This is a genomic window from Vibrio sp. JZG10 (genome assembly GCF_054064075.1).
This window is the reverse complement of record NZ_JBSUGE010000004.1, coordinates 195,378-221,121: the sequence shown is the minus strand read 5'-3', so window position 1 is coordinate 221,121 and position 25,744 is coordinate 195,378. Positions and strand designations below refer to the sequence as shown.

Genomic DNA, 25,744 nt, shown 5'->3' with positions numbered 1-25,744 from the left:
CAACTACGTCCTATTCAGCTCACCCTATCTAACATCATAACTACAATTAAATATTTTCTGCCTCTAGGTCGCCTTTTCTATTAGGGAAAAGTAATTATCCCTTTAGAGGAATGCGGAATATCCAAGGTGGAAACATAGCTTCCTCTCAACAAAAAACATCAACTTAAGTTATTGTTTTGTAAAAACTTAAACATACGGCACGCATCTTGCGATGAAAAGTTAAACCAGACTTAAAAGAACACTATTTAAGTCGACTAAATATGAGAGAGGGAGCGACCTCATGAGTTCGTTAGATCCAATCACTATGGCAACGCAGTTCGCCACTTTAGATGTTCAACCATTCCAACAGCGCTATCAGCTACAAACGAACAAGTATCAGGCTCAACTTTCCGCATTAGGCAAAGTTGAAACCGCGCTACGAGACTTTCGTACTGCAATCAATGAGATGAATAGCAATACAAACAGTATTGTTAAGAACAGCGCTACGCTGTCTCAAGAAGGCAACTTTACAGCCAGTGCAGATGCCAAGGCTCTTACAGGAAATTACCAAATCTTCGTAGAGCAAGTAGCAACTTCACATCAAGTTTCAACCGGCATGCCCGCAGACCTTGAAGCAACAACGGAGATTCCAACAACCGGCTCACTTGAGTTCACTATAAACGGTGAATCAATGACGCTGGATTTATCAACCGTCGATAGTGACGGAGACGGAGTCGCTACCGTTAGCGACCTTGCAAGCGCAATCAACAACAATGTGGATAATCCTGGCGTCAGCGCAACACTAGTTCGCTCAAACGGTCAAACACATTTTATGCTATCGAGCACAGAAACTGGTGTTGCCAATAAAATCAACGTATCAGCCTCTGGTACAGGTCAAGCGTGGTTTGAAGATGCATTCACTAACCTAAACCAAATTAGCGCCCCGCAAGATGCCGTTATGTGGTTGGGATCTAAAGACTCAGGTCTCGAACTGACGAACGCAAGCAACACTTTTGAAGGCGTAATTGACGGTGTTGATATTACGGTCTCAAAAGCGCAGTCAGCAGGCGACGCACCTATTAGCTTGAAGGTCGGTGCGGATAGTGAGGGAACAAAAGAGCAATTGGATAAGTTTGTTGAAGCATATAACACTCTTATTGGCGCAATGAACCAACACACCCAAATAGGTGGTGAAGACAAAAAACGCGGCGTATTGGCAAGCGACCCTACACTGCGCTCTATTGAAAGCCAATTAACAAGCTTAGTCCGAGGTGAGCATGGCGGCATGCGTTTAAGCGAGATCGGTATCAGTCTAGATCGCAACGGCAAAATGAAAGTTGACCAAGAAAAGTTTAAAAACGCACAACAAAACAACAGTGCTGGTTTAGAAGCAATCTTTAATGGTGATGGTGCGTTACTTGATTCCATTGATGACATGGTGGAACCGTTTTTGAAGTTTTCATCAGGTACTTTCAAATCTAGAAAAGACGCTTTGCAAGCAAATCTAGACCGAGTCGAAGATAAACAGACCACATTAGAGCGCAAGTACGAGATGTCGTACAACCGCTACCTAAAACAATTCACTCAAATGAACTCAATTATGACCCAAATGAGCCAAACCATGACAATGTTTGGCTAAGCCTTTAGGAGAAAAAACTCATGCTTATGGACTCTGGCTATGACTCGTACCAGCAAGTAGACCTCAACGCGCAAGCGGCAGCAGCAAATCCACACCAATTAGTCATTATGTTGATCGATGGCTTACTTGATGAAGTTGAACGTATTCGTGGCCATTTGGCTGCGAATCGCTTGGCTGAGAAAGGTAACGGAATCAACAAATGCATGAACATCTTGATTGGGCTCACAAGCGCTCTAGATGATGAGAATGGTGGCGAAATTGCTGAAAACTTACGCCAGCTGTATGACTTCTGCCAAGTTGAGCTTTATTACGCCAGCGTGCAGAACGATGCGAATCGCTTGGTTAATGTCGAGCGTGTAATGGGTAACATTCGTGAAGGTTGGATGAATTTTGGACAACAAGCATAAAGTGTCGCCAGAGCGATTTCGTCATTTATCTCAGCTCATCCAATTCGCTACAAAAACAGCAGATTGGCATGCGCTTAAGCGCTATGACTTGCAGTTGCGAGAGCTATTGATCAGTCACAAACCTTTTTTGAAGGATCCTAAGCTTGCACCTGAAATTCAACGTGCCAAAACCGTTCATGCAGATGCATTCGCTAGATTAGAAAAGTCGAAGAACGAGTTAGAAAAAGAGATGAATATGGTCAATGACCATCAAGAGCGCGCTATGGCCTATCAATTAGCGATGACCATGGAGCTAACTCAATGATCGTATCTCCTTCAACTCAAATATCCGGCAATTCATCACCTGGCCATGAAGGCAACATAAAACAAGCAAGAGCTGTACACGGTTTTTCTCATAACCCTATGTCTGAGCATCGCCAGTATGACGGCCAAGGTTTCGCCTCAGCTTCAACCGTGCCGAGTTTTCATCTTACCGCTCCAGCTTTGGACAGCGAAGAAAAGGCGCATGCTCGTGGTTCGGATACTGACGAACACTCGGCTTCTGAAGCAGATGCTCACCTGACAAGTACACTGGGTTCAACAGAATCACCTGATCTTGCTATGCAAGCTCAGGCTCTAACCCAGAGTATGCTCACTATGGCCGAAAAGCAGCCGGGTCAGTTCGGAAAAACTCCGCCTTTAGCGGTAGCTAACGACGTTAAGTCTACAACACAAGACTCAAATAACGCCTTGCTAAACACCTCTCCAAAGCAACAAGAGGTGCAACAAAGCCAACCGATGTCATCGAACTCGCGTCTATCAATCTCCAGTGCCGACTTTCAGACCCTATTGAGTCAACCAGCTCAAGGGCAACCAACGGCCTCACCACTCCAAGGACAAACACCAACACCACAAGCCCCGAACACCGCCGTTGCCACGAGTCATATTCAAACTCAAGGCTCTGAGTGGGCGGATGTGCGCGTTGACACCAGTGCTGGGAAATGGGGAGAGCAAATGATGCAAGTTCTGCATGACCGTGTGACTCTTCAAGCGCAACAAAATGTACAAGAAGCCAAAATCCGCCTCGACCCACCGGATTTAGGTAAGCTGGATTTACTTGTACGTGTTGAAGGCGACCGACTAAGCGTGCACATCAATGCCAATGCAGCCGCAACACGAGAAGCTTTAATGCAAGTGTCTGAGCGTCTACGCACAGAACTGCAAGAGCAGAACTTCGTCCATGTCGATGTCAACGTGGGCTCTGATCAAAGCCAGAGTCGCAATGACCAACATACAAATGAAGAAGACGCCACTATTTTCGCAGCACGAGAATCTGGTGCATTCCAAACTACAACAACAAACTATTCAGAACACTGGCTGAACACTCAAGCCTAGTTAATCCTCGAGGAAAAAGGTTATGACCAAACAACAAATGATCGCCCTGTTTATCGCCATGATCATCACCAGCTCCCTCGTTTCGGCCGCCACGATTATGGGCGGAATCTGGTACTTAAACAAACACGCTCAAGAGTCACCTGACTCTGGTTCCTTGATCGATGATTCTCCATTGTCATTTTTAGTCACAGAAGAACCAACAAGCAAAGGTCCTAGCTTCCATCCTTTAGACAAAGTCGTTTTAACCGTGAAAGGTAAAAAACAGACTCACTTTGTCATGCTAGAACTAGCAATTGAAACACGCCGTCCTGAGCGCATCAAAGACATTGATGAGTACATGCCAATGGTACAAAACTCATTATTAAAATTGTTTAGCGACAAAACATTTGATGAGTTACAGCAAGCGGGTGCCATCGATATTCTGCAAAACGAAGTAAAACAAACGCTTTTACTGGCTTTTGCTAAGACAGACATCGTTCGCGAAATCGACGATGTTTTGTTGACTAAATATGTTGTGCAATAACGGAGCACAACCATGTTAGACATGAATATACAAGACACCTATACCACAGAAGAGGAAGTGACGACGCCATCACGCCCAATTGACGAAAATGCACTGCTGCAACGTCATCAAGTTATGGTGAAACGCGTCGTTAACCAGCTACGTGTTCATGCCACTTCTCACTGTAGTATTGAAGATATGCAGCAAATTGGCCTTATCGCTCTAGTTGAAGCTGGACGCCGATACGGCGATGTTGACGATCCTCATTTCCCTGCCTTTGCCGTGTGTCGCGTTCGAGGTGCAATTTTAGACGAATTACGCCGGTTAGATTGGCGCTCACGTAAAACTCGCCAACAGGCTCACGAACTCAACGACGTGACTCGAGATCTCACACGCTCTTTAGGTCGGATGCCTACGGATGCAGAAATCATCCAAGCCTTGGGGACGAATGAGCAGGACTATTACAACCGCCAAAATGCCGCCCTTGCGGGAGAGATGCAAAGCCTTGACCAACTGATGGAAAGCAGTGGTGATAGCTATATTGGCGGGCAATATGATGGCATGGAACATGAGCATATTCGTCGCAGTTTAGATAGCGCTTTAGGCAAATTGCCGAAGCGTGATCAATTGCTGCTTACTCTGTTCTATCAACATGAACTCAACTTACACGAAATAGCTCTGGTATTGGATCTGACACCACCTCGTATATGTCAGCTTCACAAACAAGCGCTGAAACAACTCAACCAATTAATGTCCTCTTAGGAGTCACAAGATGCAAAAGTTTTTTGGAGTCCTCACTATCCTGGTGTGCGTCTTCGGTGGATACATGTGGGCCGGCGGTAACTTAGGCGCTATCTGGCAACCAGCCGAATTCCTTATCATCATTGGCGCTGCTGCTGGTTCTTTGATCATCGGTAACCCACCTCACGTACTGAAAGAAATGCGTCGCCAAGTGCCTGCGACCATCAAAGGCCCGACAGAAGAGCATGAGTACTACATGGAATTAATGGCGCTGCTCAATAACTTGCTCGAGACAGCGCGCAACCGTGGTTATAAGTTTCTCGACTCTCACATTGAGTCGCCAGAACAGAGCTCTATGTTTCTCGCTTACCCGACGATTGCTGAGGATCATCGCCTAATTTCTTTCATTACTGATAATTTACGTTTAATGGCAATGGGACAAATGTCGCCTCATGAATTAGAGGGACTGCTAGAGCAAGAAATTGAAGCTATCCAAAACGAAATGCTTTTGCCTTCACGCTCACTACAGCGTACAGCAGAAGCACTACCTGGCTTCGGTATTCTTGCAGCAGTTGGTGGCATCATTATCACCATGCAGGCCATTGATGGCTCAATCGCTATGATTGGTTATCACGTTGCAGCAGCTCTCGTAGGTACATTCATTGGTATTTTCGGTTGTTACTGTGGTTTAGACCCACTAAGTAACGCCATGGCTCAGCGAGTAAAACGTAATATGACTGCTTTTGAATGCGTACGCGCAACCTTGGTTGCCTACGTAGCGAAGAAGCCGACATTGCTCGCCATTGACGCTGGTCGTAAACATATTCAGCTAGACATCAAACCAACATTCAACCAAATGGAGAAGTGGTTAGCTGAACAGGAGGGATAATGCAAAAACAAGAGCATGTAGTGTTCAAACGTGCCAAAGCACACAGCCATGATGAACCTCATGGCGGCGCGTGGAAAGTCGCGTTTGCTGACTTCATGATCGCCCTAATGGCGCTGTTTCTTGTGCTTTGGGTTATGCAGGTGGTAGACAAAGAAGAGCGTAAAGCAATTGTCGCCCACTTACATAGCTCAAGCGTATTCGACAAGAGTTACGGTAATCCATTTGATACTTCACAAAGTATCTCTCCTATTGACTTGGCACAGGACTCTTCTGTGCCAAGTAAACACAATTCCAACCACGTGGTAAGCTCATACTTTCGAGGTGACGGCGATGGGCCAGAAATCGACTCGTTGATTCCTGGTAACTTCGATACTCAGGAGCAACTTGCAGCGTTGGCGAAAGTCATTGAACGAATGACCGCTCAGATTAACGCACAAGGAAATGTCAACGTCACCGTGACCCCACAAGGCCTACGTATCGTCCTTCAAGATGATTACAAACAGCATATGTTCAGTCGTGGTGGCGCAGAGCTGACCCCTTTCTTCGAAGACTTATTACTTGCACTTGCGCCTGTATTTCAGCGTGTGAACAACCCACTGATCATCAGCGGACATACGGATGCGATTCCATTTAAAAAACGCTTTGGTCGTCAATCAAACTGGGCGCTATCTGCATCTCGAGCTGATGTCGCAAGAAATACGCTGGTTGAAGGTGGCATGCCGGATGATCGCGTCATGCAGGTCACAGGCATGTCGGATAGAGCACTGCTTAACCCTGATGAACCAGATTCAAGCGAAAACCGCCGTATCGAGCTGTTCGTTTTAACGACGCCAGCAGCCAAAGTACTCGAAACTCTTTTTGGTAACCACCAAGAAAGTGAACTGCAAAAAGCGAAAGATAAAGCCGAATTTAACCAACCAGTCATTCGACAAGAAGTCATCAATTACTCGGGTGATACGGCCACCAACGAAGTAAATATTCAAGAATTATAACCTCAAAAGGTCACCTCGCCTGATGGTGACCTTTCTAACTGAAACCTCTGTTACTGTGACTTTTTAGTTGAGTTCTATATGCACATAACACCTTCCGAAAACAAAAAACGCGATCTGTTGAAGAAAGCCTTTTTATGGTTAATTGTCTTCGACTACCTTTTATTGGCGTTTTTCTTAACTCAGCTGTCCAGTTTAACGCTTAACAGTGGGACCATGATTAGTATGCTGCTCGTCGTCTACAACGTCTTACTCGTTTCTCTGTGCTTTCAAAGAACCAATAAACAGGACTCTTATATTATCTACCCTGTTTTATCCGCGACGTTGTTGGCATTTGTCTGCTTTCTTTATTTCTTTTTTTTAATTTAGATACCAGACTCCACCATTGATTTGATTTTTACTGCTTTTTCGAAGTGGTCGAGCCGATGGGTCTGAATCCACCACGTAGCCGCCTCCATCAACCGTTCTGGATCATCATTTTTGTTGGCGAAAAACGCATAAAATGAGAGCCCAACCTGCTCACCTTTGCTTTCGATCTTTTTTTCACAGACCTCTATTATTTTGTCTCTCAATGAAGCTCTCATTTCTATTCCCTTACGCTAGTACATACTCACTAACCATACGGTTGAAAGAAATCAGATCAAACGAACCTTTAATTTCAAAACGTACTCTTCCCACCTCACTCATGAAGAACTCAATTTCACAATCTAAGTCAAAAGTACCAGACGTCTCGATAGAAAATGCATTGATCTTGCTATAAGGCAGCGACGTGTAATCCACTTTTGAGCCCGTAATCCCTTGCACATTCGCCGCAATCACTCGCTTGTTGGTAAACACCACTTGGTCGCGAACCGTTTTAAAGCCCGCAAATACCGACTCGCCATCAATAAGAAACTTGTGAAAATCTTCCCTAACTTTTGATACCTCAATGGGTTTAAGCTTAAACACTGATGAATTGTCGAAATCGATCATAGTCATTCCTTTTTAGTTGATAGCGAACAAACTCAACGTAGCAGATACACAGACCGTTGCCTATCAGTTAAGTATCATCTTTCGATTTCAAACCCAGAAAAAAATTCAACAAAGTGCGTTACTTCCACCCTTGCCGCCATAGCTCTGGGTCTTTCAGATCTTGCCAGTTCATCTCTTGCTCACGTTTACTCATAACGGCTTCAATAACACATTTCACAACATTGCCTTCTTCATCCAGCTCCATTTCTGTTACGACAAAGTGCTTCTCTTTATTTTTAGGTGACGTCGCCGTCCATTTGCTGTGCAATAGCTTCTTGGGATGAATTTTATTCATAGTGGTATACCAATTTAACTAACACCTTTATGTATACGACTGAATACCAAGAGAGAATCAGATTTTATTTTTAAGCATCCACGCAAAGAAAAAGCCGCAAAAGAGGTCATCCCCTAATGCGGCCTTACTTGCAACCCTATTAGGTCTTTTGACCGTTCAAACGAGGGTTTAAGTACTGACTCTGTAGCAACTGCAACGCCTTACCAACCAGCACAATCACCACCGCGCCGATCAGTACTGGCGTGAACAGAAAGCTCCACCCCTGCCCAGATGCCATGATCAAGATAGGATTTGCACCCGCAGGTGGATGCGTTGTCTTCGTAATCAGCATCGCTGACACACCTAACCCAGTCGCAATCGCAAGGGTGATTGGCGTGATCTCAACGTATTGGCTAAACGCAATACCGATATATGCCGTAATGAAGTGACCAATGATCACGTTTTTTGGTTGAGCGAGAGGGCTGCTAGGCACCCCAAACACCAACACCGCAGTAGCACCAAATGGCGCCATGAGAAGTACAACCTCAGTAAGAGATACCTCGGCGTAAGACAACACACCAATAGCCAATGTCGCACCAAGCCCCGCGACCAACGATAAAATTAAATTATTCATAAACACCTCAAAGTAGACCGAATTGTCTACAAATTAAAATAGACAAACCTGTCTACCTTTGTCAATATGTGTTTGTAGAACTTTTTGAGGACGTAGTTATGAACAAAAAGAAACAGTTATTGATCGATACCGCGTTGTCGCTGTTTTACAAACAGGGCATCAACTCCATTGGCATCAATGAAGTCCTTAAAGTATCTGGCGTGGCTAAACGCACGCTGTACAGCCATTTTGAAAGCAAAGAAGCGCTCATCCTTGCCGCACTAGAACAACGCCACCAAATCTTCATGGCGTGGCTAGAGGAGAAACTGTCACCAGCACTATCGAGTACAGACGTGATCGACCAGTTGTTTACCGCGCTTAACGGCTGGTTTCATGGTTCTGAGGAAAAATTGGGCGAGTTTCGCGGCTGTTTTTTCATCAACACGTCCGCCGAATTCAGTGACGACAGCGGCGAGATTGCAACGTATTGCCGCCACCATAAACAACAGGTTCGTGAGCTAATTCAACGCTATCTCAAATCAGACAACACATCATTACTCGATGCCATTTGCATCATGAAAGAAGGTGCCATTACCACCGCTTACATGACAAAAGAGTACGACGACGTCACAAAGAAATGCGTAGAAATTTTGCGCAGACTGTAACCGCAACTGTAAGAAAGCAAGCAACGAATCGACCGAGATCCAAACTGGCAAGAATGTTCAGAAATGGTAAGGTTATTTTATCCACCTAATGAGACACGCTTGATATGAAAATTGGCGAACTGGCGCAAAAAACGGGCCTTGCTCCCTCGCGTATTCGATTTTACGAGCGCATCGGGCTGCTAAAAACCGTGACCCGTAAAGCCAACGGGTACCGCGAGTATCCGCAAGAAGCACTAATGATTCTGGACATAATCACAACGGGTCAGCAAGCTGGCTTCAGTTTGGATGAACTAAGTGCGTTACTGCCATCCGACCTTTCTAACTGGGATCATCATCAGTTGTTGACAACCTTGCAGCAAAAAGTCCAAGAGCTAGACGAACTTGAACGAAAAATTGCGCAGAGTAAAAGCAAGTTAAAAGAAGTACTTAAAGAGATTGAAGCTAAGCCAGATGACATGGACTGTGCAATGAATGCAAAACGCGTCATGTCTCAGCTTGGTCAAACGATTCTGACCAAAGAAAACCCTTCAAATAAAAATAAAGCCGTCACCAAAGCAAAGCAACGTTAACAAGCGAAGCTTTACTCTTGATGTTGAGTTAAAGATTCGCAAGTTCCCTACCTGCCACTAAATTGAGTTTGTCAAAACCATTCGCTCTTAGCTCAGGTCTGCCATCTCCTTATTTCTATATTCAATAAAAATTAATCTGATTTATCTTCAAAATGCGGGTTGACCTTAAACCTAACTTTAATCTTAGGATGAATATCAAAGCAACACAGCAGGAGATTGGTGAATGCAAACGATATTGGGTGCAAGTGGGCAAATTGGCCGTGAGCTGGCATTAAGCCTAAAACGAGACTTTACGAGCGACATCCGATTGGTGAGCCGCAATCCACATCGAGTCAACGAGACGGATCAACTGGTAAAAGCGGACTTGCTCGACGCGAAACAAACATCAGATGCCGTAAAAGGTTCTAGTATCGTTTACCTTACTGCAGGGCTACCAATGGATACCCAACTGTGGGTGGAACAGTGGCCAACAATGATACGTAATGTCATCGCCGCATGTAAAACTCATCAAGCAAAGCTTGTTTACTTTGATAATACCTACATGTACCCGCAAACGGATACGCCTCAACAAGAAGATGCGCCATTTCAGCCCAATGGAGAAAAAGGTCGAATTCGTGCGGTCATTACTGACATGCTGCTAGAATCGATGAATAAAGGAGAAATCGAAGCCGTTATCTGTCGCGCTCCGGAATTTTACGGGCCGGGAAAAACGCAAAGCATCACTAATTCCGCCATTATCGATAATCTACTTAACCAAAAGAGCGCAAAAGTGTTTTTACGTGATGACACCAAACGCAGCTTAATTTATACGCCAGACGCAAGCCGAGCCATGGCGCTAATTGGGAATACGCCCGATGCTTACGGACAAACTTGGCATTTGCCTTGCGATGATCGTCGACTGACGTATCGGGAGTTTATCGCTGTTGCGGCAAAGGTTTTTAACGTTCAGCCGAAATACAAAGTCATCAAGCGCTGGCAATTGTGGCTAGCTGGGCGATTTAATCAAACCATTCGAGATGCAGCCGAGCTTTTGCCTCGCTACGAATCTGACAACCTTTTTGTTTCAGATAAGTTTCAGACTCGTTTTCCAGATTTTCAAATCACCACATTCGAACAAGGCTTGACCACAATTCAACAAGAAAAAGCCAATGACCAGAAACCTCTTTAAGCAGGCATTGATAGGAGCTTTTTGATGAAAGATAACACACCGGCACCATCCCCAGATCGTTGGATCATCTACGGAGCCAATGGTTATACAGGCGAGCTGATTGCGAGAGAGGCCGTAAAACGGGGTCACCACCCAATCCTTGCAGGTAGAAGTTTAGAGAAAGTACAAAGCCTAGCGGCTGAACTAGGGCTGCAAAGTCTTGCTTTTTCTCTTGAGGATAAAAGCAGCGCGGTCCAACATATTTCGGGTTCATCACTGGTATTAAACTGCGCAGGACCCTTTTCTTCGACGGCAAAACCGATGATGAAAGCGTGCCTAGAAGCAGGCGCACATTATCTCGATATTACAGGTGAGATCTCTGTATTTGAGTTTGCACAAACGCTGCAATCACAAGCAAAGGAAGCTGGTGTCGTATTGTGCTCCGGTGTTGGTTTTGATGTTATTCCAACGGATTGCATTGCAGCCACATTGAAAGCTGCGCTACCAGATGCAACACACTTGTCTCTCGGTTTTGACTCTCGCTCTGGTTTTTCTCCGGGCACGGCGAAAACGTCTGTCGAAGGTTTGGCTCAAGGCGGTAAAGTGCGGCTTAACGGAAAAATCACCACCGTTCCGCTAGCGTATAAAGTTCGCAACATTGATTTTGGTGACGGTGAAAAACTTGCTATGACCATTCCGTGGGGCGATGTTTCAACCGCCTATTACACCACGGGGATTGAGAATATTGATGTTTTTATTCCCGGATCGCCGAACATGATAAAAAACGCTAAACGAGCGAATTGGGTTCGCCCTCTTCTCGGCATAACCTGGGTACAAAACCTCATAAAAAGCCGTATTGAAAGAACCGTAAAAGGACCGAATGAGGAGCAAAGAAACCAATTACCCACATATGTGTGGGGTAAAGCAAGCAACAAACTCGGACAAAGCAAAACAGCACGAGTACAAACGGCCAATGGCTACAGCTTAACCGTAACGGGATCTCTGGCGATTGCAGAACACCTGCTACATACAAAGCCTGAAGCCGGTGTATACACACCCTCTAAGCTCATGGGCTCCAGTTTTGTGTCGCAGCTTCCCGGTTCTAGTGACATAACCATTGAAGAGTAAACCAAAAGGCACCAATCGGTGCCTTCTGCATTAACCGGGGTTGAGACCATCACAACTCGTGTTCGGTACGGGCGATGATGTCATCCTGCGCGTCTGGTGACAGCGCGGTAAAGAAGGCTGAATAGCCCGCAACTCGTACGACAAGGTCACGATATTGCTCAGGGTTCTTCTTCGCTGCCAGCAAGGTTTCACGAGAGACGATGTTGTACTGCACGTGCCAACCTTTATGGTGATTAAAGAAGGTGCGAATCAACATTGAAAGCTTGAGCTTATCTCCTTCTGAAGCGACAGCCGCTGGGCTTAACTTCTGGTTAAGCAGCACACCACCCAAGATTTTATTGGCTTGAATTTTACCGACTGAGTTGTACACCGCCGTTGGTCCCAAACGGTCAGAGCCCGATGCTGGACTTGCGCCTTCCGCCAGTGGCGTTTTCGCTTTTCGACCATCTGGTGTTGCCATCGTGGATGCGCCAAATGGCACGTTGGCAGAGATGCTCGATGTTCCCGCGTAGTAGCCACCACCAATTGGTCCGCGCCCATGACGTGTGTTGACAAATTGCGCCAACTCATCGATATAAACTTGGTAAGCATCGGCCAGCAGTTGGTCGACATAATCGTCGTCATTGCCGTATTTTGGCGCGAAGTTGATTAAGCGTTGGCGAAGTTGTTCGTTCTCAATACCATCGAAGTCTTCTTCTAATGCTTTTGCCAATTCCGTTTGGCTGATTTGTGCTTCTTCAAACACCAAATGTTTGATCGCCGCCAAACTGTTACCTAAATTGGCGATGCCCACTTGCAGGCCAGATACCCAATCGTATTTCGCTCCGCCTTCTTTTACTGTTTTACCACGCGCCAAACAGTCATCCACCAGCGATGAGCAGAAAATATCTTGCGCTTGCTGCTCAAGCACACTGTCGACTACGGTATCGATCTCAATCGATTTACGTGTGTAGTAGCGAATTTGCTTCGCCCAAGAAGCGGTGACTTGATCAAAACTCTCGAAGTTGCCTTTTGACAACGACTTATCATGCGGCAAGAAGGCTTTACCCGTCGTTGCATCCACACCTTCGTTAAGCGCAGCCAGTAAAATACGCGCAAAATTAATAAAGCTCATGCCCGTGCAACGGTAACCCCATTTGCCTGGAACAGCGGTTTCAATACAGCCAATAGACGCGTAGTTGTAAGCGTCTTCTTTATCAACGCCAAGCTTGATGAACTCTGGAATGACAATTTCATCGTTGTTGAATGCAGGCATACCGAATCCGCATTTGATCACTTCAATACAGCCCATCAAGAACGCTTGATTCAGACCTTCATGATAGCGAACACTCAAGTTCGGCTGTGTGGAACGTAGCTGACCGCAAGACTCTAAAATCGCCCAAGATAGCGGGTTTACGGCGTCTTCAGGTTCTCCATTCTCATTCAGCTTTTGGCCACCGATACAGACATTTTGATACAGAGGAGAACCTGCCGATGCTTTTGAGTGCGCGCCAGAGCGAATCTTGTTTACTTCAAGCAATTTCAACCAACAGCTTTGCAATAACTCAAGGGCGAACGCTTTGTTCATCGCACCACTTTCAAGATCACGCACATAGTAGTCGTTTAGGAACTGGTCCATCCGACCGAATGAAACAGAGTGGCCATTCGATTCAATTTGCAACATCAACTGCACAAAATAGCTCAGTTGCAGAGCTTGCCAGAAGTTGGTTGGCGCATGGAAAGCCACATGACGACAGTTTTCTGCGATTGTCTCCAGTTCCGCTTTCCTCTCTGGTCGAGTTTCGTTTTGTGCCATTTCCAGAGCGAGATCGGCGTAACTCACAATGTGCTCCTGAATCGCAAGCAAGACAATTTCGACGGACTTATAAAACTGCTCTTTCTTCAACCCTTCATACGTCGACACGTCGTTATTAGCGCGATGCTGACGAACCTCATCCAGCAGACCGTTCATACCGATCTTCAGGATTTTTTCGTTATCCACTGCAAGGTGCGCGTCGCCCGAAGTCATGTTGCCCTCGGCTTTAATGATGGTGCTGGCTAAGATCTCTTGCTGCTCGTCGGTAAAGAGTCCATAGCAGCGATCTTGAACCGTTTTACCACGCCAGTATGGCGTAATGGCGTGAATGCTTTGTTTGTCTTCTTCACTTACCGCAAAACCAGCCCCAGGTCGGTCGGCCAGTTCGTCGATTTCCGCTTCAATCCAACGCACCGTGTATTCAGGGAAGATCGGCGCAGCGCGTACTTTGCTCGCTTGGTTACCGACAATCAGCTCGTCGTGCTTAATCCAAATGGTACGAGTGCGTAAGTGCTCTTGTAACGCCAACGCTCGTTGCACAATCACAGGTTTGTCTTCATTTGCCTGATACGCTCGAGTATAAGCCTCTGCGCGCTCAGTACAGATAGGCGGCGTTACGATGTTGACCAGTGCCGATTTGTGGGCTTTGATTCGCTCTGGAAGGGTATGTAGGTCCATGGTTAACCTCTAACAATCACGTTAAGTTGAGTATGTTCGCTTGCGTATTGCATTGCGTTTTCTAGCAGTTCTGGATTATTTAATGGTTTGTCAGAACACTCGTAAGGCATATCGAGCAAACGGTATTTATTGATGCCGAGGGTGTGATACGGCAACAAGTGAAGTTCTTGACAGCTTTCTAATGAAGCTGCGAAATCAATGATCGCTTTGAGATCATCAATGGTGTCATTGAAGCCCGGCACAACCGGCACGCGAATCACAATGCGTTTGGCAATTGGTGCCAATTTTCTAAAATTGTCTTTGATGCGTTTTAACGATCCCTTCGCCCAGCAGAGAAACTTTTCTTCGTCGGTGTGTTTAAGATCCGCTAACCAGCAATCAATATATGGCGCGACTTTTTCTACGTTTTTCCACGGAACATGCATGCACGACTCCACCGCCGTAGACACGTGGTTTTGATGCAAACGTTCGGCAAGTTCTGCCACAAGATTTGGCTGCATCAGCGGCTCGCCACCAGAAAACGTCACGCCACCTTGGCTTTGATCGTAAAAAGGCTTGTCTTTCATCAACACTTCAAACAAGTCGTCCGATTTCGCCGCTTCTCCACATATGCTGAGCGCTTGTGTTGGACATACGTTTCGCAGCGCTATGATCTGCGCTTCGCTCATGGCTTTTCGATTGATGATGATTTGATCGTCAATGCGTCGGATACCATCGCTCGCCATGTCGCCGTTTACGGTTTGTTTATAAGCCGACACACAAAGCTGGCAGTCCGCCATACAACTGCGCTCATCAAACAGCAGAGAGTGCTTTTCACTGCGGCTTTCTGGGTTTTGGCACCAAGGACAGGACAGACTGCATCCCTTCAGAAACAGAATGGTGCGAATACCATCACCATCGTGGGTCGAGAACCTCTGAATATTGAAATACATTGCTGTCCGCCTCTTGGTTTGCTCTTCTACTTTTCACGCTTTTCTTTTGTTGAAAGCTTCATTTGATAATGAAATATTGGCACTTAACTTTCACTTTGTGAAATTATTATAGCTTCAATTGAAATTACAATTGATCAAAATCAAGATCTCAGCGGATTGTCAGATCTATAGTGATCACATCATCAAAACGAAGATTTTGTATAAGGTAGAACCCATGATCGAACTCTATTTAGATACTGCTGACGTGGCAGAAGTAAAACGCTTTAACCAATGCCTACCTCTGAAAGGGGTAACCACAAATCCAAGTATTTTGGCGAAGTCAAAACAAGGCTTGAACCAAACCTTAGCTGGCATGCAAGAAGCGTTAGGGGGCACACCCCGTTTCCATGCTCAAGTGGTGAGCACAACTGTAGAAGGCATGGTGGAAGAAGCGCGCCAAATCCATGAATTACCTTATGATATGGTCGTCAAAGTGCCAGCAACCGAAACAGGCCTATCGGCAATTAAGTTAATGAAAAAAGAGGGAATTCAAGTACTCGCCACTGCTATTTACTCTGCTCAGCAAGGTTTCCTTGCGGCATTGTGCGGCGCTGACTATCTTGCGCCTTATGTGAACCGTATTGATGCGATGAACGGAAACGGTGTAGAAGTGGTCGCAGACCTGCAATTGCTACTGGATCAAAACCAACTGCCTACTAAAATTTTGGCAGCGAGTTTTAAAAATACCCAACAAGCGATGGAAGTGATGAAGTTAGGCATTGAAGCGATCACCTTGCCTGTCGATGTGGCCGCGCAGATGTTTTCTCATCCATCAGTTCAGCCGGCTGTCGATCAATTTGATAAAGACTGGAAATCCGCATTTGGCAACAAACTTTCATTTGAAAGTTAAGCATAAAATTATCGAAAGTCCCGTTCCTCCTCGATCGAGGGGCTTTTGATATGGGAATCTCTGAGAAAAAGTAACATTCGCGCAGGCAACTGTTTATAGATACGGCTTACGAAGAGATTCCCACCTCACTAATCTCGCCTCTACCTTCACGCAAACTACTCTATTCGTAACATCACTACTGACGAACAACGCTCGTTCCACAAGCAAAAAATTTTTGCTTCAAGCCGACAAACTCACAATCGCAACGCATCAATAAGTCGGTAATTATTAATTTTATCTATTGGAAATGAACACTGTTCATTTATAATCAGCGAACCTAACGCAGTAACAAGGAATCCACTTCATGAAACGCATTGCGCTTCTCTTTGCCATGTTTGCATTACTTTCTGGTTGTAGCAGCATGTCGCCAGAACAATGCCAAACCGCAGATTGGTATCGCGTCGGCTACCAAGATGGCCGCTCAGGCAACAACCCAAACATTTTGTACGAATACATTAAAGACTGTCGCGAAGCAGGCGTAACGCCAAATCACGTTGAGTGGCAAGACGGTTTTGATAAAGGCACCATTCTTTACTGTTCGCCAGACAATGGTTACACGGTGGGTGTAGAAGGAAAAACCTACTATGGCGTTTGCTCTAACGATCTTTTCCTTAAAAACTATCAGTTAGGCCATCAAGAATATCAGCGTCAACAACGCATTAATGCGTTAGATGCGGAGATATCACGCCTTGATCATCAATTGGATGCAAACTTAGATAAAGACAACGCGAAGCGTATTAGAGAGAGAAGAAAACAACTGGCGCGTGAGCGTGCATCACTCATCTCGCCAGGAGCTAATTACTACTTTAACTTTTAGTCACGATGGGCTACAACGTTAGGGTCATAAAGCGGCTGTTTGGATCAGGTTGATAGTCGCCAAACGGCTCGCAGTGCGCGAAGCCATGTTTTTCATATAGGCGATGCGCGGGTTCAAAAAATGCCATCGACCCAGTTTCCAAACTTAGACGTTGTATCCCCTGATGTTTCGCTTGCTCAATCACGTGATTGAGTAAGCGGGATGCCACGCCCTGTTTTCTCGCCGACGGCGTCGTACGCATCGATTTCAACTCTGCGTGACCATCTTCTAGTTAGCTCATTGCCACACATCCCAATAGCTGCTCACCATCCCAACCCGTCCAAAACGTGATTGAAGGCAACTTCAACTTGCTTACATCTAACGCATGCACGCTCTCTGGTGGCGATGTAGCGTACATGTCCTGTAAATGCTCTTCCAACAACGCAATCACCTGCGGCCGTTATAAATTGTCGATTTCAATTCTCATATTTCCATCCTTGGTGTTTTTCTAGTTAAAGCGGTTGTCTCATAATGTGCTGCGGTCCAACGGGGCCGCCGTGGTAAAGCTCATTGGTATCTTCAAACCCTGATTTTAAGTAACACTGATAAGCGGGTATGTTGCGGCAATTCACGGTGAGATAAAGCGCATCAAACTCGGGATAATGGCGTTTGGCGAAATCGGCAAACTGTTGAATGGCTTGCTTGGCGATGCCTTTGCCTTGATGACGGTGATCCACCAGCAAAGCACGCACGCCTAAACTGTTTTTCGGGCAAAAATCGTATTTCTCGCTGTAAGCTGCATCAAATAGAAAAAAGCCAACCACATCATCGTCCGCCAGAATCAGATGCGGAAGCTCTGTGGGTTCAAGACGTGTAAGCATTTCACCCACATCCGCGACCGTAAACTGCGATTGCTCTTCTAGCACGCTAAGTTCGCAAGTTTGTTCATGTCGCTCAGGCGAATACTTTTCAATGGTAATCATAATCTTCCTTGTTGTTTTTATGCTCAATTCATACAGGGTATGTCGTAAATAGAAATACCTAGTGTCGTATTTCCCACTCGCAGGCAAACGTTTAGCACTCTATTATCCTCGCCATTCGATAGAGAGGTTTCCATGTCCCGTTTTTTACTTTGTAGTTTTGCACTCGTTTTACTCTACCCTACTGCCATTGATTTGTATCTTGTTGGTTTGCCTCAAATTGCGTCAGATCTCAACGCCAGTGAATCTCAGTTGCATATTGCGTTTTCGATCTATTTAGCTGGCATGGCTACCACCATGTTATTCGCGGGGAAAATTGCAGACTCTGTGGGACGAAAGCCTGTTGCCGTCGTCGGCGCGATGATCTTCGTGCTCGCGTCTTTTCTCGGCGGGATGGCTGAGCAACCAAACACTTTTTTGATTGCTCGCTTTTGCCAAGGCATCGGAGCTGGATCTTGCTATGTCGTCGCATTCGCGATTTTACGCGACACGTTAGACGATGAACGCCGCGCGAAAGTATTGTCGATGCTCAATGGCATCACCTGTATCATTCCAGTGATCGCCCCCGTGATTGGTCACTTGATTATGCTGAAGTTTCCTTGGCCAAGTTTGTTTACCACAATGGCAGGAATGGGCATTCTCGTCAGTGTATTGGCCATTTTTGTTCTCAAGGAATCACTACCCAGCCAACAAGGTGAAGAACAGACAACGCCAGAGAGCCATCAAGAGACTTTCTTCGAGCGATTTTTTATCAGTAGGCTGATCATTACTGCACTTGGAGTGATCACCATTCTGACCTTTGTTAACGCTTCACCAATTGTCGTGATGAGCATGCTTGGTTTTGATCGCGGTGGCTATTCTTCCATCATGGCAGGGACTGCGACGATCAGTATGTTGATTTCGTTCTCGGCGCCATTGGCATTGGGGATTTTTAAACAGCGAACCTTAATGATCACCTCTCAAGTATTGCTCGCTTGTGCAGGCATCGTGCTCAGTGCTGCCCATTTCCATGATGGGCAATCTCATTACTATGTATTCGGACTTGGGCTGATTTGCGCTGGTTTCGCTTGTGGCTTTGGCGTGGCCATGAGCCAAGCGCTCAGCCCATTCTCTCAACAAGCTGGCGTGGCGAGCTCACTACTGGGCATTGCTCAAGTTTGTAGTTCAGCGTTCTATATTTGGTTTATGGGTTTCATCGGCGTTAGTGCTCTGAATATGTTGGTGTTTATCTTAGTGTTAGGTAGCGTAATCAGCCTTGCTCTAATACTATTGATTCCAAAGCCTGTTCACGATACCCATTATGAAGAAATCCCTAGCGCGACTTGATTTAAACTTATTGTTCACTCTGCAATTATTGCTGCAAGAACAAAGCGTCTCGAAAGCCTCGAAAAAGCTGAACGTTACGCCCTCTACCGTAAGTAAGTCGCTCAACAAACTTCGTCATTGGTTCGATGATCCTTTGTTTGTCAAAACACCTAAAGGTCTTGCGCCAACGCCTTTGGCGCAAAGCATGGAGCAAGATCTAGCAGAATGGCTGCAAATTGGCAGCCAGATTGCAGAAAAACGCAGCGATATTACGCCTAAAGGAGTGCGTTTTGATATCACGATTGAGTCGCCATTAGTGCTCACGGTGCTGGACAGGCTCATCGTCGCTATCCACCAGCGATACCCTGAAGCGAAAGTAAAAACCAGTAACTGGGATTACGATTCACTCGACGCCATCATTCGAGGCGAGGCGGATATCGGTTTTACCGGCCGAGAAAGTCACCCGAGATCGAAAGAGTCGTTGGATCTTCTGCCATATTTCTTGGATTTTGAGATTCTATTTTATGACCTGCCGATGGTGTATTTACATAAAAATCATCCGGCATTACAGCAAGAGTGGAATCTCGAGACCTTTCTGAGCTACCAACACATCAATATTGTTTGGGAAAAAAGTGAAACTTGGGCGTTGGATGAAGTGTTAACGGAACTAGGGCTACAGCGCTCTATCGGGCTGACGATGTCCAACTTTGAGCAATCCCTTTTTATGGCAGCGCAGCCGACGCATGGCATGATCACCACCGCGCCGCACTATTGCAAAAGCTACACAGAAAAGCTGCATCTCGATTTGGTGTGCTTGCCAATTCCGTTAGACCAAACTCAACAAGACAAGTTACTGATTCCATTTACCATGATTTGGCATAAACGCAATGCGTACAATCCCAAATTGCTATGGTTGAAAAACACCATCAAGTCATTGTACGAACAACCATCCCTACCACAGTAACACTCAGGCTAAGGTCAGGTTTTCTTTGGTGATTTTTGATGGTTTTCTCGCTCTGACAGCTATAACTAATCACTTTATCAACTAATGAAAAAGGTCGTTTGACGCTACACTCAATCCATATTTCTGCGTTAAGGGGCAAGGATGTCGACCTTTTTACTCACTGCTATTACGATGCTGGCGTTCGCCGCCAATTCATTATTGTGCCGACTTGCATTGGCCGAAGGGTTAATTGATGCAGGAAGCTTCACTCTCGTCCGATTGATATCTGGCGCGTTTACCTTAATCGCATTGCTTGTCGTGAGAGGTCAGTGGAAAACCGATCGGCCAACTTCTCGCTTTCGCTTTTTTGCTGGCATGGCGTTATTTGGTTACGCTGCCCTTTTCTCTTTCGCGTACTTACAACTGGCGACAGGAACCGGTGCTTTGCTTTTGTTTGGTGCCGTACAACTGACGTTACTGGCAATCTATTGGTGGCAAGGTGAGCGCTTTCAGTTTCTCGAAATCATCGGTATCGGTCTTTCGATTGTTGGCTTTGTTTGGTTAATGATGCCATCAGCCACTCGCCCCGATATCAGTTCTGCACTTCTCATGTTGATTTCTGGCGTTTGTTGGGCTGCGTTTACTGCGCTCGGCAAACAAGCGCCTTCTCCAAGTAGTGGCATCACGTGGGGATTTATCGCTGCATCTATAATTGGCATACTGCTATCGCCGTTGATGCTGTCCTCAATCCATCTCTCTCTGAGTGGAATCTTGCTCGCTATCACGTCTGGCGCCATTGCATCTGGCCTTGGTTATACGCTTTGGTATCAAGTAATGCGTAAGCTCTCTTTACTTCAGGCCGCCGTCAGCCAACTTTCCGTGCCAGCCATTGCTTTGCTGCTAGGTACCGTCGTACTCCACGAGCCTCTGTCACTACACACTATTTTAACCAGTGGCATCATTCTTGGTGGTATCGCTTTGGTTTTTTTATCTCGATCCAAAAAAGCAAGCGAACAATCGGCAAGCCGATAAAAAATAATAACTTTCCCTCTCAAATACCCATTCATCATCTATGCTTTTTAAAGCAGCAAAGCTCATTGCAGATGGTACGAGTGGCCTGCTTTAGTATCAGGCGAAGGATATAAGGTGAGAATTGGCTCACACAACACGACGTTTTTGTTTCAAAAGTGAGAATCGTCACAGATCGCGATTTTGCTCGTTTAGGCGTTTCGTCAATAACGCCAAGGGCTAGCGCGAGATCGAGCCAAATACGTACTTTGTGTTTTGACAAAGGGTTTACAAAGCACACTTTTTCACCCGCTATATTCCGCCCCCCGAATTTATTCAGAACAAGATTCTGATTATTCATATAAGAAATTCATCAACTTATAACGATAAGCCTGAGCAAACTTTGACACTATTAACGACAAAATAAAATTCGCTATTAAAGTATCGCTTAGCCTGACTCTGGCTTATCTGATCCCGTTTGCCATGGGTTGGCCGCAAGCATCGACGGCCGCAACCACAGTGATGCTGATTGCATCCACAGGCAGTCGTCGTGAATCACTCGCAAAAGGTACCTTACGCGTGTTCGGTACGTTGGTTGGCGCCGTCGTTGGCTTGTTACTGGTGGGGTTGTTTGCTCAAGACCGCTTGCTGTACATGCTGAGCGTGTCGGTTGTGGTCTCTTTCATTTTTTACTTCCGTAATGCCTATCAAAAAGATCCAACGCTACTCATGCTGACCGGTGTGATGACGCTGATGATGTCCAATGGCGGTGACGCAGAAGGTGCATTTCTTTATGGCGTTGACCGCGCTTATATGACGGTGTTTGGGGTGGTGGTTTACACACTCGTGGGGACTTTCTTATTCCCGACCAAAACAGAACAAAACCTAAGACAGCTCATCGAACAACTCAACCAAGCACAACGCGCGCTGTTCACCGCTATCTTGCAAAATTTCGAGCAAAAATCGGCAGGGCAAGTCTCTCCTCAAGAAGAGGGAGAAGAAAATCCAGAAGCAGAAGAGCCACAACCTAGCGTGGATTCTCTTATCGAACAGATGTTTGCCGCCCAAAATGCGCTCGAACAGCGTTTTGCCACAGTCAGTGTGGAATGCAGCGACGTGTCGGCCTACATGAAAGAGTGGCGCTTGGCGGTTCATTTGAACAAGCAAGTAACGCAACAATTGACCGTTGCGGCGCACAGCCACTTTAGCCACCAGCAAGACCGTGAAAGCATCAGCAACTTTGATCAAGCCGTGGCGGAAATTGACGCGCTATTTGATACCTGCCAACAAGTCTGGGACGAAAAAGAGCCCGCTTTTCGTGCTCAAGAGTTCAAAGTCGAATACAACCAGGCGTTGCTTGAAGACGCGGCGCACCTAGAGAAAGGCTCTGCGCTTATGCTGGGGCACCTCTTGGGGCTCATGCATCAAAACTTGTCGCGTTTAGCGGAGAGCATTAGCTGCATTGACTCTGTGACGAACAATGTCTCCTTTGACGTGCCGCTGCCGAAACCGAAAGGCAAGTTTCTATGGTGGGACGCAGAAAACTTTAAAACCGCGGTCAAAACCTTTGTCACTTATTGGGTTGCTGGACTGATTTGGATTTATTTCAATCCACCAGGCGGCTATTCGTTCGTGGTCTTCTCGACCATGTTTATGTCTTTGCTGTCGTTCGTGCCTGTGCACCCAATTTTGTTGCTTGTGCTGTTCACTTTCGGCTTCTTGTTCGCGGTGCCTTCTTACGTCTTCATTCTTCCGCAATTGGATCTCGGGTTAGAACTTGGCCTGTTCATCTTTATCTACACCTTTATCGGCTTTTATCTGTTTAACGGGCCAGTGACGATTTTCTACATGGTGGGCTTGTTTGTTCTCGGTTTAGACAACAACATGTTCTATCACTTCGGGATCCTCATGACGATCATGCTGTTGTTCTACATGGTGGTGTTCATGATTATTTTCGCGCACTACTTCCCGTTTAGCTCACGACCAGAACACCTCTTTTTGACCATAAAAGAACGCTACTTCCGACATACCCGAGAGCTGTTCACTACCTATCAACAGCAGTCTAGCTCGGTTATTACGCCGCTCAAACGGGCCTTGCACTTGGTGACGCTCAATGTCTCATCGAAAAAGCTCAAAGTCTGGGGTTCGAAAATCAACCACAAACACTTTGACAAAACCACGCCAGAAGCGATTGGCGCGTTTAGCAAAGCGTGTGATGTACTCAGTAATCACATCAACATCTTAATGGCCGCCGAGAAAAAGTTGATGACCAATCCGCTGATTACTCAGCTTCGCCAACAACACCGCGATTCCATCATTCCTTTGATGGCGGGCGCTTTAGCCAGCCATCAAGCAACACAAGAACTCGATTCCGTATTCGACCAATACAGTCAGGATTACCAATCATTCGAAGATAAACTGGAAGATTTTTTTAGTGAGTTAGATTTATCTGACTACGCTTATTCAGAGATAGCCGGTTTTTATATCTTGCTGAATTTAAAACGGAACGTGTTCGAAGCAATCAAGCATTGCAAGCAAACCTACGAGGATATCGATTGGGTGAACTTACAACAGAAGCGTTTTTAAAGGTGGGGATATGATGCTTCCAAAACTAACCAAACCAAGCCTCGCCATACTTTCTTTGCTCGGACTCAGTGCGTGTACCGCTGTGGGGCCAGACTATGTTCATCCAAAGCAGGCGCCAATGCCAAGTGACTGGTCGGTGCAAAAAGCAGCCAAAGATACGCAGCAATCCGAGCAACAGCTACAACAATGGTGGCAGCAATTTAATGACTCAACTCTCAATCAGCTGGTTGAGTTGGCGAGCAAACAAAACCTCGATTTAGAAGCCGCAGGGCTACGAATTGTACAAGCACGTTCATTGCTCGGCATTTCGACCGGCTTGCAATACCCGCAAGTTCAAACCGTGTCAGGAAATCTAGCGCGTGCCTACGTGAATGATCAGGGTGTAAACAACGCCGCTCTGTCGTTTGATGCTGCGTGGGAAATGGATATTTGGGGCAAATACGCTCGTGGCATCGAATCAGCAGAAGCGGGTTATTACGCATCCATCGCGTCGTATCACGACATCATGGTCACCATCACCGCAGAAGTGGCGCGTAACTACATTAACTATCGCACGTTCCAAGAGCGCATTTTGCTGTCTCGTCGCAACATCGAAATTCAAGAGCGTGTCGTCCGCATTACACAGGTTCAGTTCGACTCTGGCAACGTTACAGAATTGGACGTTCAACAGGCGAAAAACCAACTCTATACTACCAAAGCGGCATTACCGAGTCTCGAAGTCGCGATGAAACAATCACGTACCGCGTTGGCGTTATTGCTAGGTGCATTACCGGAAGAAGTAGACGAGCTGCTGCAATCAGATGGAATGCATAAGCAAATTGCTGACTACGAAAAACAGTTCAAATCGACAGGCAGAAAATCGGCGTTATCGGGCACCGACGAGCGCTCCATTGTGCCGCGTCCACCGCTGTTGGATACCCAAGTGGATGCGAACTTAGTGATACGCCGTCCGGATTTACAAGTCTCTGAGATGCAAGCTCGCGCGCAGAGTGCGCAAATTGGCGTGGCGGAAACCGCTCTTTACCCAAGCTTTTCACTATTCGGTTCCATCGGTATCGACAGTACGGTTCCCGATGGCAGCAGTTTCAGTTTTAGCGATTCACTCACCATGGTGGTCGGCCCAACGTTCAGTTGGAATATTTTCCAATACGGACGCGTGAAAAATAACATTCGTTTCGAAGATGCTCGCTTCCAAGAAACGCTGACGAACTACAACAAAAAAGTGCTGCAAGCCGTTAATGAAGTGACCAATGCAATCGAAGCGTATGACCTGTATTTGCAGCAAAAAGATTTACGTTTGCAATCAGTCAACTCTTCCATTCGTGCATTCAACATCTCCATGACGCAGTACGAAAATGGCCAAATCTCTTTTGAACGTCTGCTCAACTCGGTAGAGAAAATGACCCGTGCAGAAGACAGCTACGCAACGATCAAAGGGAACGTCGCGAACCAAGTTGTCGCGCTCTACAAAGCCCTAGGTGGAGGCTGGCAAACCCAAACAGGCAAACCCTTCCTCAGTGAATCTATTGCCAAGCAAATGACAGAACGAACTGACTGGGATGGTTATTTAAATGAAGAAAACCGCGTATTGCCGCCTTTGCGCCTCGAAACTCCGGATGAGACCAGTGATGAGAACAAAACGGAGGATCTCTAATGCCTCATGAACTCTCTTGGGGAGACATTTACTTTTCTCCCACGTTACTGGTGCTCTTTCTCGCCGTCACGGCAACGTGGATAACGGTGATGATATTGAACAAGACACGTCTGTCTCGCTTCATTGCTTTTCCGTCTCTGACGTTTATTGCCATCATGGTCGGTTATGTGGTGGCCATCGACAGCTTTTATATTCAATTTTAGGTGCCAAAC

General features: G+C 46.1%; 28 protein-coding genes and 1 pseudogene. 21 read left to right on the top strand and 8 right to left on the bottom strand.

Translation table 11 applies throughout. The features are described from left to right. Positions 1–280: 280 nt before the first annotated feature. From fliD to ACWYVB_RS07885, 9 genes are all read left to right on the top strand, one after another. Entirely contained in the window at positions 281–1,618 is a 1,338-nt protein-coding gene (gene fliD / locus ACWYVB_RS07925) for a flagellar filament capping protein FliD (RefSeq protein ID WP_457528628.1), read from the top strand. Between the two features lie 20 nt (positions 1,619–1,638). After that, positions 1,639–2,025, top strand: coding sequence for a flagellar export chaperone FliS (fliS, locus tag ACWYVB_RS07920; protein WP_005398523.1), 387 nt, complete (start codon positions 1,639–1,641; stop codon positions 2,023–2,025). Then, positions 2,009–2,329 carry a hypothetical protein gene (locus ACWYVB_RS07915; protein ID WP_005398525.1) on the top strand — a complete coding sequence of 107 codons (321 nt, stop codon included), beginning with the start codon at positions 2,009–2,011 and terminating at the stop codon, positions 2,327–2,329. The genes fliS and ACWYVB_RS07915 overlap by 17 nt, the downstream gene beginning before the upstream one ends. Beyond that, entirely contained in the window at positions 2,326–3,399 is a 1,074-nt protein-coding gene (locus ACWYVB_RS07910; RefSeq protein WP_457528626.1) for a flagellar hook-length control protein FliK, read from the top strand. The genes ACWYVB_RS07915 and ACWYVB_RS07910 overlap by 4 nt, the downstream gene beginning before the upstream one ends. Positions 3,400–3,421: 22 nt before the next feature. Further along, a complete protein-coding gene (locus ACWYVB_RS07905; protein ID WP_457528624.1) occupies positions 3,422–3,922 on the top strand; it encodes a flagellar basal body-associated FliL family protein in 501 nt (166 codons plus the stop codon). 12 nt (positions 3,923–3,934) lie between these two features. Continuing rightward, positions 3,935–4,663 (top strand): FliA/WhiG family RNA polymerase sigma factor, encoded by a 729-nt coding sequence (locus ACWYVB_RS07900; protein ID WP_005396579.1) that lies wholly within the window; start codon positions 3,935–3,937, stop codon positions 4,661–4,663. A 10-nt stretch (positions 4,664–4,673) separates the two neighbouring features. Next, complete coding sequence (gene motA / locus ACWYVB_RS07895) at positions 4,674–5,531, top strand: flagellar motor stator protein MotA (RefSeq protein WP_005396580.1); 858 nt, start codon at positions 4,674–4,676, stop codon at positions 5,529–5,531. Continuing rightward, complete coding sequence (locus ACWYVB_RS07890) at positions 5,531–6,523, top strand: flagellar motor protein MotB (RefSeq protein ID WP_005396581.1); 993 nt, start codon at positions 5,531–5,533, stop codon at positions 6,521–6,523. The genes motA and ACWYVB_RS07890 overlap by 1 nt, the downstream gene beginning before the upstream one ends. Positions 6,524–6,601: 78 nt before the next feature. Continuing rightward, on the top strand, positions 6,602–6,889 hold the full coding sequence (locus ACWYVB_RS07885; protein WP_031780567.1) for a hypothetical protein: 288 nt from the start codon (positions 6,602–6,604) through the stop codon (positions 6,887–6,889). Here the strand turns inward: ACWYVB_RS07885 and ACWYVB_RS07880 are convergent. The 4 genes from ACWYVB_RS07880 to ACWYVB_RS07865 all read right to left on the bottom strand — a co-directional run bounded on the left by ACWYVB_RS07880 (position 6,886) and on the right by ACWYVB_RS07865 (position 8,439). Next, positions 6,886–7,104, bottom strand: a complete 219-nt coding sequence (locus ACWYVB_RS07880) for a DUF6500 family protein (RefSeq protein ID WP_225461354.1) — start codon at positions 7,102–7,104, stop codon at positions 6,886–6,888. The genes ACWYVB_RS07885 and ACWYVB_RS07880 overlap by 4 nt on opposite strands. A gap of 10 nt (positions 7,105–7,114) precedes the next feature. Then, positions 7,115–7,492: a PH domain-containing protein gene (locus ACWYVB_RS07875; protein WP_005396583.1), complete on the bottom strand. Its 378-nt coding sequence runs from the start codon at positions 7,490–7,492 to the stop codon at positions 7,115–7,117. 118 nt (positions 7,493–7,610) lie between these two features. Beyond that, the gene (locus tag ACWYVB_RS07870) at positions 7,611–7,826 is read right to left on the bottom strand and encodes a TIGR02450 family Trp-rich protein (protein WP_047009614.1); all 216 of its coding nucleotides are present in this window, start codon (positions 7,824–7,826) and stop codon (positions 7,611–7,613) included. 139 nt (positions 7,827–7,965) lie between these two features. Then, the gene (locus ACWYVB_RS07865; protein ID WP_457528620.1) at positions 7,966–8,439 is read right to left on the bottom strand and encodes an HPP family protein; all 474 of its coding nucleotides are present in this window, start codon (positions 8,437–8,439) and stop codon (positions 7,966–7,968) included. Positions 8,440–8,537: 98 nt separating this feature from the next. Between ACWYVB_RS07865 and ACWYVB_RS07860 the strand changes: the two genes are divergently transcribed. The 4 genes from ACWYVB_RS07860 to ACWYVB_RS07845 all read left to right on the top strand — a co-directional run bounded on the left by ACWYVB_RS07860 (position 8,538) and on the right by ACWYVB_RS07845 (position 11,927). Further along, positions 8,538–9,083, top strand: coding sequence for a TetR/AcrR family transcriptional regulator (locus tag ACWYVB_RS07860; RefSeq protein WP_257897656.1), 546 nt, complete (start codon positions 8,538–8,540; stop codon positions 9,081–9,083). A 104-nt stretch (positions 9,084–9,187) separates the two neighbouring features. Next, positions 9,188–9,652 (top strand): MerR family DNA-binding transcriptional regulator, encoded by a 465-nt coding sequence (locus ACWYVB_RS07855; RefSeq protein WP_257897655.1) that lies wholly within the window; start codon positions 9,188–9,190, stop codon positions 9,650–9,652. 223 nt (positions 9,653–9,875) lie between these two features. After that, positions 9,876–10,820, top strand: a complete 945-nt coding sequence (locus ACWYVB_RS07850; protein WP_457528617.1) for an SDR family oxidoreductase — start codon at positions 9,876–9,878, stop codon at positions 10,818–10,820. Between the two features lie 24 nt (positions 10,821–10,844). Beyond that, a complete protein-coding gene (locus tag ACWYVB_RS07845; protein WP_256953149.1) occupies positions 10,845–11,927 on the top strand; it encodes a saccharopine dehydrogenase family protein in 1,083 nt (360 codons plus the stop codon). A gap of 49 nt (positions 11,928–11,976) precedes the next feature. On the opposite strand, the gene ACWYVB_RS07840 is transcribed toward ACWYVB_RS07845, so the two are convergent. Beyond that, positions 11,977–14,400 carry a formate C-acetyltransferase/glycerol dehydratase family glycyl radical enzyme gene (locus tag ACWYVB_RS07840; protein WP_457528615.1) on the bottom strand — a complete coding sequence of 808 codons (2,424 nt, stop codon included), beginning with the start codon at positions 14,398–14,400 and terminating at the stop codon, positions 11,977–11,979. A gap of 2 nt (positions 14,401–14,402) precedes the next feature. Next, positions 14,403–15,332 carry a glycyl-radical enzyme activating protein gene (locus ACWYVB_RS07835; RefSeq protein WP_457528614.1) on the bottom strand — a complete coding sequence of 310 codons (930 nt, stop codon included), beginning with the start codon at positions 15,330–15,332 and terminating at the stop codon, positions 14,403–14,405. Between the two features lie 214 nt (positions 15,333–15,546). Between ACWYVB_RS07835 and ACWYVB_RS07830 the strand changes: the two genes are divergently transcribed. Next, complete coding sequence (locus tag ACWYVB_RS07830; protein WP_025499057.1) at positions 15,547–16,221, top strand: fructose-6-phosphate aldolase; 675 nt, start codon at positions 15,547–15,549, stop codon at positions 16,219–16,221. Positions 16,222–16,564: 343 nt separating this feature from the next. Further along, positions 16,565–17,077 (top strand): DUF2799 domain-containing protein, encoded by a 513-nt coding sequence (locus ACWYVB_RS07825; RefSeq protein WP_005484189.1) that lies wholly within the window; start codon positions 16,565–16,567, stop codon positions 17,075–17,077. A gap of 10 nt (positions 17,078–17,087) precedes the next feature. Here the strand turns inward: ACWYVB_RS07825 and ACWYVB_RS07820 are convergent. Both ACWYVB_RS07820 and ACWYVB_RS07815 read right to left on the bottom strand, forming a co-directional pair. Continuing rightward, a pseudogene (locus tag ACWYVB_RS07820) lies at positions 17,088–17,507 on the bottom strand (GNAT family N-acetyltransferase). Positions 17,508–17,568: 61 nt separating this feature from the next. After that, positions 17,569–18,039, bottom strand: a complete 471-nt coding sequence (locus ACWYVB_RS07815) for a GNAT family N-acetyltransferase (RefSeq protein WP_005499894.1) — start codon at positions 18,037–18,039, stop codon at positions 17,569–17,571. A gap of 132 nt (positions 18,040–18,171) precedes the next feature. Here ACWYVB_RS07815 and ACWYVB_RS07810 point away from each other — a divergent pair, with 132 nt between their 5' ends. The 6 genes from ACWYVB_RS07810 to ACWYVB_RS07785 all read left to right on the top strand — a co-directional run bounded on the left by ACWYVB_RS07810 (position 18,172) and on the right by ACWYVB_RS07785 (position 25,735). Continuing rightward, positions 18,172–19,362: an MFS transporter gene (locus ACWYVB_RS07810; RefSeq protein ID WP_301641116.1), complete on the top strand. Its 1,191-nt coding sequence runs from the start codon at positions 18,172–18,174 to the stop codon at positions 19,360–19,362. Further along, positions 19,337–20,305 (top strand): HTH-type transcriptional regulator YidZ, encoded by a 969-nt coding sequence (gene yidZ / locus ACWYVB_RS07805; protein WP_045545547.1) that lies wholly within the window; start codon positions 19,337–19,339, stop codon positions 20,303–20,305. Before ACWYVB_RS07810 ends, yidZ begins: the two co-directional genes overlap by 26 nt. Before the next feature lie 141 nt (positions 20,306–20,446). Further along, complete coding sequence (locus ACWYVB_RS07800) at positions 20,447–21,316, top strand: DMT family transporter (RefSeq protein ID WP_457528610.1); 870 nt, start codon at positions 20,447–20,449, stop codon at positions 21,314–21,316. 387 nt (positions 21,317–21,703) lie between these two features. Beyond that, positions 21,704–23,878 carry an FUSC family protein gene (locus tag ACWYVB_RS07795; RefSeq protein ID WP_394625941.1) on the top strand — a complete coding sequence of 725 codons (2,175 nt, stop codon included), beginning with the start codon at positions 21,704–21,706 and terminating at the stop codon, positions 23,876–23,878. A gap of 10 nt (positions 23,879–23,888) precedes the next feature. Continuing rightward, positions 23,889–25,532, top strand: a complete 1,644-nt coding sequence (locus ACWYVB_RS07790) for a TolC family protein (protein ID WP_301661380.1) — start codon at positions 23,889–23,891, stop codon at positions 25,530–25,532. Continuing rightward, the gene (locus tag ACWYVB_RS07785; protein ID WP_005462724.1) at positions 25,532–25,735 is read left to right on the top strand and encodes a DUF1656 domain-containing protein; all 204 of its coding nucleotides are present in this window, start codon (positions 25,532–25,534) and stop codon (positions 25,733–25,735) included. The genes ACWYVB_RS07790 and ACWYVB_RS07785 overlap by 1 nt, the downstream gene beginning before the upstream one ends. The last annotated feature ends 9 nt before the right edge of the window (positions 25,736–25,744 follow it).